Origin of the sequence: Rhizobium oryzihabitans, from assembly GCF_010669145.1 — a bacterium.
Lineage (GTDB): Bacteria > Pseudomonadota > Alphaproteobacteria > Rhizobiales > Rhizobiaceae > Agrobacterium > Agrobacterium oryzihabitans.
The window spans coordinates 1-13,935 of the sequence record NZ_CP048635.1 but is presented as its reverse complement, the minus strand read 5'-3'; the positions used below and the strand labels follow the sequence as shown (position 1 = coordinate 13,935).

Sequence of the window (13,935 nt, the reverse complement as noted above, 5' to 3'; positions counted from 1 at the left end):
GCAGCGTGCACGACGAATGCACTGTGAATAAGCGCAGTCGTCGTGCCGGTGGCGCGCAAACAGGCAGTGGTGGTACGGCCCAAACGTGCAGGTTGGGAAGCGTATCAGATACTTTCGCCAGCCTGCACCAGGTCATCCATGACGCTGCGAACAGCACTTTCGGCGATGGCGATGATCTCGTCCACTTCCGCCTTCGTGGTGACGAGCGGTGGTGCAAAGCCAAGAATGTCGCCATGCGGCATCGCACGCGCAATGAGTCCGCCATTGCGCGCCGCCTTGGAAACACGCGCACCCACCGTAAGGCCGGGGGCAAAGCGCGTCTTCTTTTCACGATCCGCCACAAATTCGATTGCGCCCATCAGGCCCACGCCGCGCACTTCGCCGACGATTGGAAGCTGTGCGAACTTTGCCTTCAGCTGCTCCTGGAAATAGGTGCCGACGGCCTGTGCATTGCCCGGCAGGTCTTCCTTCTCGACAATGTCGAGCACCGCGTTTGCGGCTGCCGCCCCGATGGGATGACCGGAATAGGTGTAGCCGTGCGAAAAGGCGCCGACGCGATCAGCTCCTTCCTCCATCACCTTGTAAACTTTCTCGCCGACAATTGCGCCCGAGAGCGGGAAATATGCCGAGGTCAGCCCCTTGGCGACGGTAATCAGATCCGGCTCGATGCCATAATGCTGCGAGCCGAACATGGAGCCGGTGCGGCCGAAACCGGTGATCACTTCATCGGCGATCAGCAGGATATCGTATTTCCTGAGGACATTCTGAACGGCCTCCCAATAACCTTCCGGTGGAGGCGTGATGCCACCGGTACCGAGCACAGGTTCTGCAATGAAGGCACCGATTGTGTCAGGATCCTCGCGAAGGATGAGTGCTTCGAGTTCGTCGGCACGTCGTCTTGAAAATTCGAGTTCGGTTTCACCTGCTTCGGCGCCCCAGTAGTGATGCGGAGCGCCGGTGTGCAGGATTCCCGGGCGCGGCAGGTCCATGTGGTCGTGATAAAAACTCATGCCGGTCATGGAGCCAGAGACGACGCTGCAACCGTGATATCCACGCTCGCGAGAGATGATCTTCTTCTTCTTCGGTTTGCCGCGCAGGTTGTTGTAATACCAGACGATCTTGGCCTGGGTCTCGTTGGCGTCGGAACCGGACATGCCATAAAACACCTTGCTCATCTTGCCGGGCGCCATTCTCACCAGCCGATCGGAAAGGATCGCCAGCTCGTCCGTCGTATGCGCGGCATAGGAATGATAATAGGCAAGGCGATAGGCCTGACGGGAAATGGCCTCGGCCACTTCGGTCCGGCCATAGCCGACATTGACGCAATAAAGACCAGCGAAGCCATCGATCAATTGCTTGCCATGCGCATCCTGAATGCGGATGCCCTTGCCGGTTTCAACGATCGTCGGATCGCCGAGCTTGCCGCTGGCGAAATCCTTCAGCTGCGTAAACGGATGCAGAACCGCGTTTCGATCCATTTCCGCGATACGTTTGATGTCGATGGTCATAACGGAGTTTCCTTTCAGGCAGCAAGATTGCCGAAGCAGACATATTTGGGTTCGAGATATTCAAGCAGGCCGTGGCGCGACCCTTCGCGGCCAAGCCCGGATTGCTTCCAGCCACCGAACGGAACGGGTGCGCCGGTAAATTTGGGCGTGTTGACAGCAACCATGCCGTATTCGAGCCGATCGGTCAGGCGCATCGCACGGCCAAGATCGTTGGTGTAGACATAGGCCGCCAGCCCCATCTCTGTCGCATTGGCGCGGCGGATCACTTCCTCCTCGTCATCGAAGGGCAATATTGCGGCCACCGGCCCGAAGGTTTCTTCACGGGCGATCAGCATGTTGTCGGTCACGTCGGCCAGTACGGTCGGCGTGACGAAATTGCCGCCCAACGGGCTGTCCTGTCCGCCGCATACGAGGCGCGCGCCGGCAGAGACGGCCTGCGCAATCTGCTGGCGGCATTTCTCGGCAACCGACGGGCGCGTCATCGGTCCGATGTCGATATCGGGTTCAAGGCCGTGGCCGACGGTGAGTTTGGAGGTTGCGTCGGCAAAACGATCGATGAATCGTTCGTAGAGCGCGCGTTGAACGTAGATCCGGTTTGCCGCGAGGCAGTCCTGTCCCGAGGTGGCGAATTTGGCGCTGAGGCAGCCCTTTACGGCTTGGGAGAGATCGGAGTCCCCGAATACGATGAAGGGCGCATGACCACCAAGCTCCAGCGATGCTTTCTTGATGGTTGCTGCCGATTGCGTGAGGAGGATTCGTCCGACTTCCGTCGAGCCGGTGAAGGAAAAAGCCCGGACATCGGTGTGGTCCAGAAGACGACGTGCGAGTGGCGCGGCTTCGCCGGGAAGCACCTGCAGGACGCCGGCCGGCATGCCCGCTTCTTCCGCAAGTTTTGCCAGAGCCAGCGCCGACAGCGGTGTTTCCGGTGCCGGCTTGACGATCATCGTGCAGCCGGCGGCAAGAGCTGCTCCTGCCTTGCGGGTTATCATCGCCGAGGGGAAGTTCCACGGTGTAATGGCAACGGTCACGCCGATCGGCTGCATCCGGACGGAGAGGCTGCCGCCCTTTAAATGGCTCGGAATCGTCTCACCATAGGATCGTTCGCCTTCGCTCGCGAACCAGTCGAGAAAATTGGCCGCATAGGAAATCTCACCCAGCGACTCCGCCAGCGGCTTTCCCTGTTCAGCGGTGGCAATCGTGGCGAGATCGCCGGCATTTTCGCGCATCAACCTGCTCCATGCGCGCAGGATGTCACCACGTTCGACGGGCAGCTTTTCCCGCCAATGCAGAAAGGCGCGGCTGGCAGCGTCGATTGCATCATCGGCGTCATCGAGTGTACAGGATGTTACGCTGGCAAGGTGGTCGCCGCTCGCCGGATCGATGACGCTCAGCATCTCGTTGCGCGCCACCCATGCCCCGTCGAGAAAGGCACGATGCTCGACCAGATCGGGTCGATGCAGATTTTTCAACGCCGCGCTGGCGATACCTTTCATGAGCAGGCTCCCTTTTTGTTTGTCAGGAGCTTAGCCGCGGGGCATGATTGATCGACAGCGTTTATAATCTCTTGAGCGCAGGAATAATGCTTAATTTGATCAACCAACGCAGGAATTCTGCATGACCAGCATTGATCGAGCCGACAGGGCGCTGCTTGAGGCCGTCCAGAAAAACAACCGCCTGACCTCGGAAGAACTGGCGCAGATCGTCAATCTCTCGCCGACCGCATGTCAACGGCGCCTGAAACGCCTGCGCGAGGAGGGGGTGATAGAGGCGGATGTCGCGATCATCTCGCCCAAAGCCGTGGGGCGCGGCATCACCATGATCGTTCTCGTATCGCTGGAACGCGAGCGCGCTGACATCGTCGATCGATTCAAGGCGGCGATACGGGCAACGCGCGAAGTCATGATCGGCTACTATGTGACAGGAGATGCCGACTTCATCCTGGTGATCACGGCAAAGGATATGGAAGACTACGAGGCTTTCACGCGGAGGTTTTTTTATGAGAACCACGATATCAAAGGGTTCAAGACCATGGTTGTGATGGATCGCGTGAAAGCCGGTTTCGCCTTTCCGATAGAGAACTGACGGTCCTCCGACGGTTTTCTGCCCTCTGGATGCTCAGGCGGCATCCAGGGAAACGGTCAGGTCGGCGATCAGATCGTCGGGATGCTCGATGCCGATGGACAGCCGGATCGTGGAGTCGAGCACACCAATGCGCTGGCGCACATCCGCTGGGACGCCCGAATGCGTCATCGTTGCCGGGTGGGAGGCGAGGGATTCCGTGCCGCCAAGGCTGACCGCGAGTTTGAATATGGTGAGGGCATTGAGGAATTTGAAAGACGCTGCCTGCCCTCCCGTTATGTCGAAGGAGAAGGTCGATCCCGCGCCGGTGCATTGATCTGCAAAGACCTTGCCGACCGGGGAGGCCGGATCGTTGAACGGCAGGTAGTGGATTTTCTCGACCTTGGGATGCGCCTTCAGGAATTCGGCCACCAGTTGGGCATTGCTGTTTGCCCGCTCCATCCGGATCTGCAGCGTCTCAAGCGAGCGCCCCAGCATCCAGCACGAATGCGGATCGAGCTGCGTGCCGATTGCCCCGCGCAACGCCTTCACCTGCTTCATCACATCCTTGCGGCCAAGCGCTGCCCCGGCAATGAGATCGGAGTGGCCGCCAACATATTTTGTCAGTGAATAGAGCGAGATGTCGGCGCCGTGCTCGATGGGCCGCTGGAAGACAGGGCCGAGAAGCGTGTTGTCGCAGGCGATGATCGGCCTGTGCCCCTGCTTCTGGCCGATCATGTCGGCGACACGGCTGATCATCGGGATGTCGACGATGCTGTTCGTCGGATTGGCGGGGGTCTCGATGAGGATAACGGACACCCTGCCTTTCGCCATCGCCTCTTCCGCGGCGGCCACTACCGAGGCTTCGCTGACACCGTCGGCGAAACCCACGGCCGAAACGCCGAAATTGTGGAAGGTCTTTGCCAGCAGCGTCTCCGTGCCACCATAGAGAGGCTGGGAATGGAGCACGGTATCGCCGGGCCGCACGAAAGCGAACAGCGTCGTCGAAATGGCGGACATGCCGGATGAGAACAGCGCACAGCTTTCCGTACGCTCGTAGACGGCGAGACGATCCTCGACGATCTCGCTATTGGGATGGTTGAAGCGGGAATAAACGAGGCCGGCGCCCCGGCCTGCCGGCGGCTCCTTGCGTCCGGAGACATAATCGAAGAAGTCGCGCCCGTCCTCCGCTGACTTGAAGACGAAGGTCGATGTCAGGAATACCGGCGGCTTTACCGCGCCTTCAGACAACTCCGGATCATAGCCGTAATTGAGCATCTGGGTTTCGGGATGCAGGGCGTGGTTGCCGATATGGGTTTTCGACGGATGTGGTGCGGTCATGTCCGGTAGATCCTCCTCGACAGGCTTTGAACTCTCCGCAGCTTACATGCAATCCAGCCGAAATACCTTGCATTCTGAAGCGTATATATGTCTGATAAAGCAATATATTGCGGAGAATTTCCATTTATGTCGCAGAAAATTGCAGATGTGGTCGATAGACGGATTCTGAAAGAATTATCCGCCGATGCGAGGATCACCAACAATGAACTGGCCGAGCGGGTCGGCCTGTCGGCATCCGCCTGCCTGCGCCGGCTGCGACGGCTGGAAGAGATCGGGGTGATCAAAGGTTATTCCGCGGTCGTCGATCCGGCCATCGAGGGATGGACCATGACCGCCCTTGCCTCCATCCGCCTCAGCCGCCAGCACGATGATGAAATCCGCATGTTCGAAGCCGCCGTTCTGGACTGGGACGAGGTTCTCGAATGTCACCTCGTCACCGGTTCGAAGGACTATATGCTGAAGGTCATGTGCGGCGGGCTGGAGGATTATGAGCGCTTCATCAAGGAGAAGATCGCCAAGCTGAAATGCGTCGATACCATCGAGACCAGCTTCGTCATGAACACGATCAAGGCCCGGCGCATCTGAGCCCCGCCACCACCAGCTGGAACCATTTTCACCGGGCTCGGCCCTGCAGAACCTCCTAGGCCCGCGCCTCCAGCACCATGTTGAAAGGCCCGGTAAAGGCCCGCCTGACATGGGTAAAGCCACCCGAGCGGATGACCTCGGAAAGCTTCGTTTCCCCGGCCTGCGCCCCAATCCTTCACCCACCTCCTGGTCAAGCGATGTCGGCACGCAGATCATGGTGGATGCATTGTAGTAGAGGCGGCCGACGGGGTTCATATTGTCCGCCGGGCGGTCGCCCGCAATGGGCTCGACGATCATCCAGGTGCCGTCCTGTTTGAGAATGCGCGACATATGCCCCGCACAGCCACGCGGATCCCCCATATCGTGCAGACAGTCGTAACTGGTGATGAGATCGAAATCTGTATCCCTGATGTCCTTGGCCGTCGCCGCCACGAACTTCACCCGGTCGTCCACCCCATGGCTTCGGGCATGTTTGTTCGCCTCTTCTATGGATGGCTCATGGAAGTCGTAACCGATGAAGCTGGCGTTGCGATAAGCCTCGGCCATGAGAATCGTCGAGAAGCCAACGCCACAGCCGACATCGGCCACCTTGGCGCCTTTCACCAGCTTCTCCTCCACGCCCTGAAGGGCAGGCAGCCACGATTGCACGATATTGTTCACATATCCCGGCCGGAAGAACGCACCCGTTGCGCAGAACAGGCACCCTGCCGTGTCTCCCCACCGCACCCCGCCGCCGGTGCGGAAGCTGCGCTCAACCTTCGGCTCTCCCTCGATCATCGCGGCCACCAGATCGAAAGCGCCTTCCAGATAGACGGGGCTGTCCTTGTTGACGAACACCATCGCCTGCTCGGGTGAGAGGCTGAACATCTCGGAACCGCTGTCATAGTCGATATAGCCGTTCGCCGCCTGTGCCAGCGCCCACTCCCTCACATATCGCTCGGAAAGGCCGCCAGAAGCCGCCGCCAGGCCTGCGGAGGTCACCGGCCCCACCCGATGCAGCGCATCGAACAGGCCCAGCCTCAAGCCGATCCTGACGGTCGGAACGCTGAAGGCACCTCCGAGGTCACCCAGCATTTTACCAATGAAAGAATGTAGTTTTGTTTCGTCGAGCTGTGTCATCGCATTCCCCCCAATTCGCTTCGTTGGCGGGCAAAGGCTGACCGCAAATTGATTGCGTCAGTGAATGCTCGTAGACCACGTAACATAGCCGAATGCCCCGAAATTGTCACGCGAACGACCATCGCCCTTTCCGGTGAGGCCCTTATGTCAGGGTCACCCACGCGGGCGATAGACGATGGTTTGGGGAAGTCGTAAACTGGCTGGAAGAGCAGGCAACGATATACTCTCGGGAGGAAACCAATGCCTATCTTCATGGACCGGCACGAGCTTGCCGGAGTTTCAGCGGCGGATATCGCCGCGGCACACCTTAAAGATCTCAACATCCAGGATCAGTACGGCGTCAGGTTTTTAACCTACTGGTTTGATGAGAGGCGCGGCACCGCCTTTTGCCTTATCGATGCTCCGGATGCTGAAACCGCGCAATGCGTGCATCGGGAAGCCCACGGCTTTATCGCCAGCGAAGTGGTGGAAGTCGCCCTGTCGGCCGTAGAAGCATTTCTCGGGCGCATACAGGATCCCGTGGCGGTCGTGGCCGCCACGAAAAAAATGGATGCCGGCCACCGTGCGATCCTGTTCACGGATATAGTCGGCTCAACCGAAATGACGGCCCGCCTCGGCGATCGTATGGCGGCGGAACTCATCAGGGCGCACGATGCTCTCGTGCGTGGCTGTCTGGGGCGGCGCTCGGGACGGGAGGTCAAGCACACCGGAGATGGCATCATGGCCGTGTTCGCCTCCATCCCATTTGCGGTGGATTGCGCCATTGATATCCAGCGCGAGTTCCATCGCTACAACATCGATAGCGGCGAACCCATCCACATCCGCATCGGGCTGGATTGTGGTGAGCCAATCGAAGACAGCAATGATTTCTTCGGCACGACCGTGCAACTGGCCGCAAGGCTTTGCGCCGCCGCCGAGAGCGATCAAATCCTGATATCGGACAAGACCCTGCAGGAATATGGCAGCGCCGATGTCCTCGTGCATGGGGATCGTTACAGGCTGAAAGGCTTCGCCGAGCCGGTCCTCGCCTATCGTTGCGAGTGGCTGCACTAATAACGGTTGCTCGCATCGAATGCGATCACGACGAAACCGCCTGCCGGTAACGGCAAGCGTGGAAACCCGCGTGCTGGCGCAGGCAACGCCAGCACAATTGCGCTTGATCAGACGCCTTGCTCCAGATGATGGCAGGCGGCAAGGCTGTGATCATTCGGGGCGCTGCAGCAGGGCCAGAGCCACCGTGGATGCAGCCAGTATCGCGGTCAGCGCCAGCGGAGCCGTAGCACCGTAGGAGTCAACGATATAGCCGCCAAAAACCGCACCGATACTGATGGCCACCTGAAAGGAAACGACCATCAGGCTGCCTGCTGCCTCCAGCGCATCGGGTGCGCCGCGGGAAAGGTTGGTGGGTAGCACCACAGGCGCCATGCCGAAGGCAAGACCCCAAAGAGCGACGAGAGCAAATGCGGCACCGGTATGAACACCCCAGACAACGAGGGCGATTGTCGCAAATGCCATCAGGGCGGCGGTAACGATAAGTGCGAGGCGGATACTGGTGTCAGCCATCCGGCCCCCCAGCACATTGCCGATCACGGAAGCGACGCCAAAGCCGAGCAGGGCAAGAGCAATTGGCGTGGTGTCAAGCAGCGTCACCTGTTCGAGGAAGGGACGCACATAGACCGAACCGGCAAAATGCCCGTCATCAGCAAGAGGATTGCCAGCATCCCCAGTTGAACGCTGCGCCGCCGCGTCAGCCGCAGAACATCGGAAAGACTGTTGCTCGTACTTGCCGGCAGCGATGGCAGGCTGAGTATCTGCAGCAGCATGGCAATTATGGCGAGCCCCGCCGTCATAGACATGGCGATGCGCCATCCCAGCCAGTCGCTGATCAAGGCGCCCATTGAAGGGGCGGCGATGGTGGCAAGCGAAACGCCGAGGGTGACGATAGCCATACCGCGCCCGGTCGAATTCGCGCCAACGAGCCGCGCTACAACCGCAACCGAAAGCGCCCAGAAACCGCTGAGCGCAATCCCCAGTCCCGCCCGACCCACCAACAATAGCCAGAAATCGGCAGCAACTGATGCGAGAATGTTGGAGCCAATCGCCAGCGCGCTAAGACCGACAAGCACGGTCTTGCGGTTCAGTTTGCCGATGAGAACATTGCTCAGCAAAGCCGTCACGGCGCCTACGGAAGCTGTCGCCGTCACAACCTGCCCGGCTGTACCCTCGGTAATGCCGAGATCGCGCGCCATGGGCGTCAACAATCCCGCAGGCAGGAACTCGGCCGATACCAGCGCAAAACTGGTGGCCGCCATCGAAAGAACCGCGAACCAGGTCGCAGCGGTCCACGCGGGTTCCTCGGCGGCCTCCAGGGCAATTGTTGACCCATCAAATTCTGATGTCGTGTCCGTCATGGTCTCTCTCCTTGAGTTGGGAGAGTTTTAGACGAATTTTTCCGGATGATATGTATCTAAAAATCCGAATTTCATGCCTATTCCTCCGAATTTTGTGCGTTGCACAATGGGTGGCCGTGTCTTGAGCATGATATTGCTGCCACCGCTGACCTGCGCGGAGACGCCGTGAAATGTGGTCGAGGTTTGTCTCCATAAGCCCTCCGTCCAGCAGATTAAGCTCGGTGTTCGGTTTGGAGTTTGTTGTTATCGGGATTCTAGGATTGCGTTCCGAGGGCCGAATGCGTGGGGCTGCCTGTGTAACGGTGAACGACAATATAATTGCGATGCAGGATGACGTAAGGCGTACCGCAGATGAGCCCTGCCCAAAGGGGGAGACTTTCTCTGCGGCTCGGCGATTTGGGTCGATGGCTGTCTTGGCCGGATTGCGCCAACAGCGGACATAAGCGAGAGCCCGGTGTTGGCCGACGTGTCGGATCACTTGGGAAGCGGGCCTTAGACAGCGCTGACGACATTATCATTTGGCTTCGGCAGGAATCCCCATGTCGAGCTCATACTCTTCGCCATCCCGCTCTTTCCTCAACAGTTCGATCGCGTCTGCGCTGTATTTGTGGAAGACGGTTTTATTTACCTTCTCTGCGCGATGGTAGCGGTTGTCGCTTTTCTTGATGTCGACGCCTTTCTTCTGGGAAACTCGGTAAATAAGGGAATCGGCTGAATGCCAGCCCTTGTACCCCAGTGCCTTTCCAACCTCCGTGAGGCTAATGGGGTGGTACGCACCGGCCGCACTATAGTTGTTAATGTTGGCGATGCCAAAGAGCCGAGCGAAGGAATCGGAGCTTTCGACGGCCGATGTTAGCATCTTAAAGTCAGCTTCCACGGTCATCCGCGGGATGTCGGTTCGGACAAGCTCATAAGACCGAGCCATGAGAGCCCGGAGGACCTTTGTGTTGACGTGAGCAAGTGCCGGATTAGCAGCGAATGCGTCGAAAACCCAACTAAAATCGGAAGCGACGATCATCTTTACTCGCACGCTTCGGTCGTCTTCCGTCGGTATTATCCTATCGCGCTGCGGCCAGCTGTCATCTTTCAGGTTGGGGTCCCACTGGAGAATGTAGACGTTCGGTATCATGCCTCCTTTTTCGGGAAGTGCTTCGTCTATGTCTGAGAGGATCGCCTTAATATTCGGATCGCCGGCGTTGTACCCGATGAAAATCAGCGGATGCTCGTTAAAGAAGGTCAGCAGCTTGGCGCTTAGAAACTTCTTCTTCTTCTGCCACTCGGCGTAGTCGTCTTTCGTGAAGACGAGGCTATCGTGGTCAGTCACGCAGCCGTGAATCTTGTATAGCTCGCCGATGCAGACCTGCTGTCCTTTTAAAAGCTGCTGTCCGACGATCCTTTCATGGTCAGGGAAGATCATCTCTAGCATTTCGTCATAATTGGTGGTGATGATTGCATGCGGCTTGATCTTGGCTAGCGCATCAATCTCAGGCTGGCAGTCAGCTTTCAATCCAGTGATCGCCCCGGCTTTATGCCCTTGAAAAACTCAGCAATCTTGTACTTGATATACGAATGCTTATTGACGTTATCGCCAAACATTTCCTTGGGGAATTCGTTGTTTCCCGCGGCCCACGCCCAGTCTTGGTAGAGTTTCGAAAACTCCTGCCCGATCTGGATCGGATGACCCAAGGATTGCTTGTAGAAGCCAAGTCCTTTGTCGATTGTCGAGCACTTGTCGGCGAGATAGCCGAGCAGCTCCTCCCAAGACGGCCCGTCCATGTAGCGCTTCGTTAGCCCCGAGCCGACGAACAGAATCGGCTGAACCCCAAACTCTTGCACGGTATTTGTTATGTCCTCGGTGATCTCCTCGACGTACCGCTCATACCGCGTCTGTTTTGCTTCCTGCTCGACCACCGTTTCACCTCCCATACAATTCTCCCTTCCAAATCGTTACTCGGGATAGATGATATCATCCATATTACCAATACAAGCCTCAGCTTGCACCGTCGTGAAGTCCGAGGTTCTGGAACAGTACTTGTCCGCTTTGGGCCGAGTAGCGACTAGATGTGTACTGCGTAATCTTTTTCCATGGAACAAGGGAATTTTGGTCGGACAGAAGCGACCGCTGCAGCCAAAGAACGTTTGGTCGATTCGCGTCAGGCTCGAAATGAGCGGGGCCATCCGAGAGCTGGCACTTTTCAACCTCGCAATCGACAGCAAGCTCCGCGCTCGCGACCTGGTCAAGCTGAGAGTTGAGGACCTATGGTCGGGTAGTTCGATCCGAGATCGAGCCACCATCATCCAGAAGAAGACGAAGCGACCCGTACAGTTTGAGGTGACGGAGCAGACGAAGACTGCGCTCGTGGCATGGCTTCCCTTCATTCGAAGGAATGGCGGCAGCTATCTGTTTCCAAAGCCGGTGGAAAGACTCTCAGCATCTGTCAACGAGGCAGTACGCGCGGATTGTCCAGCGTTGGGTTGATTCTATCGGACTTGATGCTAGCGCCTACGGCACCCACTCCATGAGGCGAACCAAGGCAGCGCAGATTTACAAGAAGACTGGCAACCTCCGGGCCGTCCAGATTCTGCTCGGTCATACGAAGCTGGAAAGCACCGTTCGCTATCTCGGCGTCGAGGTGGATGATGCCCTCAGGATCGCTGAGCAGATCGAACTATAAGGCAAAATGACCATCGGCACTAGCCGATGGTCTCCCTCGCGCCATCAGCGGACTTTGCGGCTGCTGCAAAACTCCTTATTCTGCGACGTTGCAAAAGTCAGGCAGACAAGTGTCGCTTCTATTGGACTTTCGCAAAGGCAACCGGGTGCGATCAAAGGCGTGAAGTGACGCTCCGGGACGAAACGGAGATGCGATAGCGCTTCGTTTCCCACTCCAAATTTCCCAAGCTGAAATTCGCGGCACGACATTGCATGAGGGGACTTCGATGTGGTCGTTATCGAGCATCGTCGTCAGAACATCGGCTGTGGCGACCGATATGTCTTGTGGAAAGATGCGCCGACGGACGTTCTTTCATGGCACGCCACTAACTGACATTCTTCAATGGTAAACGCGGCCGATCGTTTTGGCAGCAAACGACAGGATGAGGATCGCCCGGGGGAATGTCCGTGTACGGAACCGGTGGTGTTGGCGATCAACTTTACCGGCGGTTTGAGCTGGCCTGAACCCCTGTGACAGGCACAGGGGTGAAGTTGGGGTTGGCCACTTCTTGCACATACTCACCCCTTGCGCAGAATAAACGCCGCGAGGTCCCGCACGGATTTGTCGGGGTCGTTGGTTAGGTGTTGTGCGCAGGTGCGTGAAAGTTCTGCGGGAATTGTGTGGCGGTCGGCGCATTGCAGGACTGTGCGGCGCACGAAGGCGGAGCGGTCTGTTATTGCCATTTTGGCAATCAGTTCCGGCTGTAGGGCAATATCGAGGGTTCGGCTGGTGTAGACTGGAACGAGTTGGGTAATGTTGTAGCGTTTGTCCAGCCACTTGTGCTCATAACCGGAGCGCCATCGAGCCGTGCCTTGCAGCAGGGTTTCCACGGCAATAGCGCGAACAATGGGGTTTGTGGCGTGGCTGGCGATGTCACTTAGATACGTATCCAGCCACGGGGTTCTCAGCGCCAGCCGGAAGGCGGTTGGCACTGGCCCGGCGGTATTGGGCATCAGCAGCGTTGCAAACTCCGCGCTGATATCCGGTCTCGTCATCAGGCTTCTGGCAAGCGTTTGCCCGGCGTCATTCCAGCGGCCCCACTCGCCTTGACGGGGAAACAGCGTGAGCGCGACCTTTGCCAGCAGGTGTGGTGGCGTGACGGGCAGCACGCGCTCCACGCAGCGGTTGGCGCTTTTGCGCACCTGCACCGCCCAGTCATTCATGCGAAATAGCACGGCTGCCACCCAGAAGGGCGAGACAAGCCCTTGCGTGATCTTCTCCAGCGCCAGTTCACGCAACTGGCCATTGCCATGAAACAGGAACAGCAGCTCCAACCCCGGTGTGTTGTGCAGCTGGTCGCGGTGGCTGAGCGGTGTTACGAGGCTTTTCCAGAAGGCTGGGTTTTGACCGCACCGAACAAGTTTGCCTCGTTGCGAATGGCCCCTGACACAAGAGTGACGCTGAGCGGTGACAGGTCATCCAACAGGCGAATGACCGCCTCCACCTCACCCTGCAGCGCCTTGCCATTATAAAGCTTTTCGCCGACAGCATTGAGGGCTGCTTTCAATTCAACACTCATGACGGGAGGTTTGGTTTTCATGCTGCTGCCATTCCGTATGTGGCGCTGAGATATAAGCGCTGTTTGCCATTTATAACAGTGCGATGGGTTTGTCAGGGTGCAAATCGGCACGGGGTCCCAATGCCGATACGCATGATAACGCCTTGTTATCTCTCACGTTAGCGGGGTAATTTCTGTACGCTTAATCACAGAGCGTCAATGGCCACTATGAGGCTCGAAGCTGCCTCTTCGCATTCGGCAACAATGACTGGTTTGGGCCGGAAGTGGACATAATCATGCTAGCTTGTCGATGAAGCCAAAGTGAAAAGTTGTTTTGACTGGCTGCCATGGTTGCCGCCTGCATATTTCGACTTGAAAGGATGTATGTTTTCAACGAATTGACGCTGCCCCCCTAGCTTCTTTAGCTTTGAGGAAGGATTTTTGTTTCCCGTTCATCCCCGCCCTGTTTGCCTGAAATATACTGACCCTGTTCCGCGATGAACCGGGAAATATCCCGGTTTGAAGTGGAGCCAGCGCCGGCTGTGAGAGAAAGACGTCACTCTCATATTTCGGGGCCTGACAGGTAAAGTCCTCTGGCCGTGACCGGAGGAGAGATAGAATCGGGTTTGTGGTGGGCCTCTCTATTTCTCCGAAACGCTTTGGCTGAAGGATACACTCTGACAGGCATAATCTGCTGATGC

Annotated in this window: 10 protein-coding genes and 3 pseudogenes; 4 read left to right on the top strand and 9 right to left on the bottom strand. The window is 57.7% G+C overall.

Translation table 11 applies throughout. The annotated features are described in order from the left end of the window. Positions 1-104 precede the first annotated feature (104 nt). Entirely contained in the window at positions 105-1,508 is a 1,404-nt protein-coding gene (locus G3A56_RS16920) for an aspartate aminotransferase family protein (protein ID WP_082185949.1), read from the bottom strand. A gap of 14 nt (positions 1,509-1,522) precedes the next feature. Further along, a complete protein-coding gene (locus tag G3A56_RS16915; protein WP_164056746.1) occupies positions 1,523-3,001 on the bottom strand; it encodes an NAD-dependent succinate-semialdehyde dehydrogenase in 1,479 nt (492 codons plus the stop codon). A gap of 121 nt (positions 3,002-3,122) precedes the next feature. Between G3A56_RS16915 and G3A56_RS16910 the strand changes: the two genes are divergently transcribed. Continuing rightward, entirely contained in the window at positions 3,123-3,590 is a 468-nt protein-coding gene (locus tag G3A56_RS16910; protein ID WP_003499661.1) for an Lrp/AsnC family transcriptional regulator, read from the top strand. A gap of 33 nt (positions 3,591-3,623) precedes the next feature. On the opposite strand, the gene G3A56_RS16905 is transcribed toward G3A56_RS16910, so the two are convergent. After that, positions 3,624-4,907 carry a cystathionine gamma-synthase family protein gene (locus G3A56_RS16905; protein WP_082185951.1) on the bottom strand — a complete coding sequence of 428 codons (1,284 nt, stop codon included), beginning with the start codon at positions 4,905-4,907 and terminating at the stop codon, positions 3,624-3,626. Positions 4,908-5,033: 126 nt separating this feature from the next. On the opposite strand from G3A56_RS16905, the gene G3A56_RS16900 reads away from it, so the two are divergent. After that, a complete protein-coding gene (locus G3A56_RS16900) occupies positions 5,034-5,492 on the top strand; it encodes an Lrp/AsnC family transcriptional regulator (RefSeq protein ID WP_082185952.1) in 459 nt (152 codons plus the stop codon). A 55-nt stretch (positions 5,493-5,547) separates the two neighbouring features. Here G3A56_RS16900 and G3A56_RS16895 read toward each other — a convergent pair. Then, positions 5,548-6,611 (bottom strand): annotated as a pseudogene (locus G3A56_RS16895) (class I SAM-dependent methyltransferase). A gap of 240 nt (positions 6,612-6,851) precedes the next feature. Between G3A56_RS16895 and G3A56_RS16890 the strand changes: the two are divergent. Continuing rightward, the gene (locus G3A56_RS16890) at positions 6,852-7,664 is read left to right on the top strand and encodes a nickel-binding protein (RefSeq protein ID WP_003499655.1); all 813 of its coding nucleotides are present in this window, start codon (positions 6,852-6,854) and stop codon (positions 7,662-7,664) included. A 150-nt stretch (positions 7,665-7,814) separates the two neighbouring features. Here G3A56_RS16890 and G3A56_RS16885 read toward each other — a convergent pair. From G3A56_RS16885 to G3A56_RS16875, 3 genes and pseudogenes are all read right to left on the bottom strand, one after another. Further along, positions 7,815-9,022 (bottom strand): annotated as a pseudogene (locus G3A56_RS16885) (MFS transporter). 514 nt (positions 9,023-9,536) lie between these two features. Beyond that, a complete protein-coding gene (locus tag G3A56_RS16880; RefSeq protein WP_164056745.1) occupies positions 9,537-10,529 on the bottom strand; it encodes an SIR2 family NAD-dependent protein deacylase in 993 nt (330 codons plus the stop codon). Next, a complete protein-coding gene (locus G3A56_RS16875; protein ID WP_164056744.1) occupies positions 10,526-10,948 on the bottom strand; it encodes a hypothetical protein in 423 nt (140 codons plus the stop codon). The genes G3A56_RS16880 and G3A56_RS16875 overlap by 4 nt, the downstream gene beginning before the upstream one ends. Before the next feature lie 196 nt (positions 10,949-11,144). Here G3A56_RS16875 and G3A56_RS16870 point away from each other — a divergent pair. Then, a pseudogene (locus tag G3A56_RS16870) lies at positions 11,145-11,697 on the top strand (tyrosine-type recombinase/integrase). 557 nt (positions 11,698-12,254) lie between these two features. On the opposite strand, the gene G3A56_RS16865 reads toward G3A56_RS16870, so the two are convergent. Continuing rightward, positions 12,255-13,010: a hypothetical protein gene (locus tag G3A56_RS16865; RefSeq protein WP_164056743.1), complete on the bottom strand. Its 756-nt coding sequence runs from the start codon at positions 13,008-13,010 to the stop codon at positions 12,255-12,257. 41 nt (positions 13,011-13,051) lie between these two features. After that, entirely contained in the window at positions 13,052-13,276 is a 225-nt protein-coding gene (locus tag G3A56_RS16860; RefSeq protein ID WP_164056742.1) for a hypothetical protein, read from the bottom strand. Positions 13,277-13,935 lie beyond the last annotated feature (659 nt).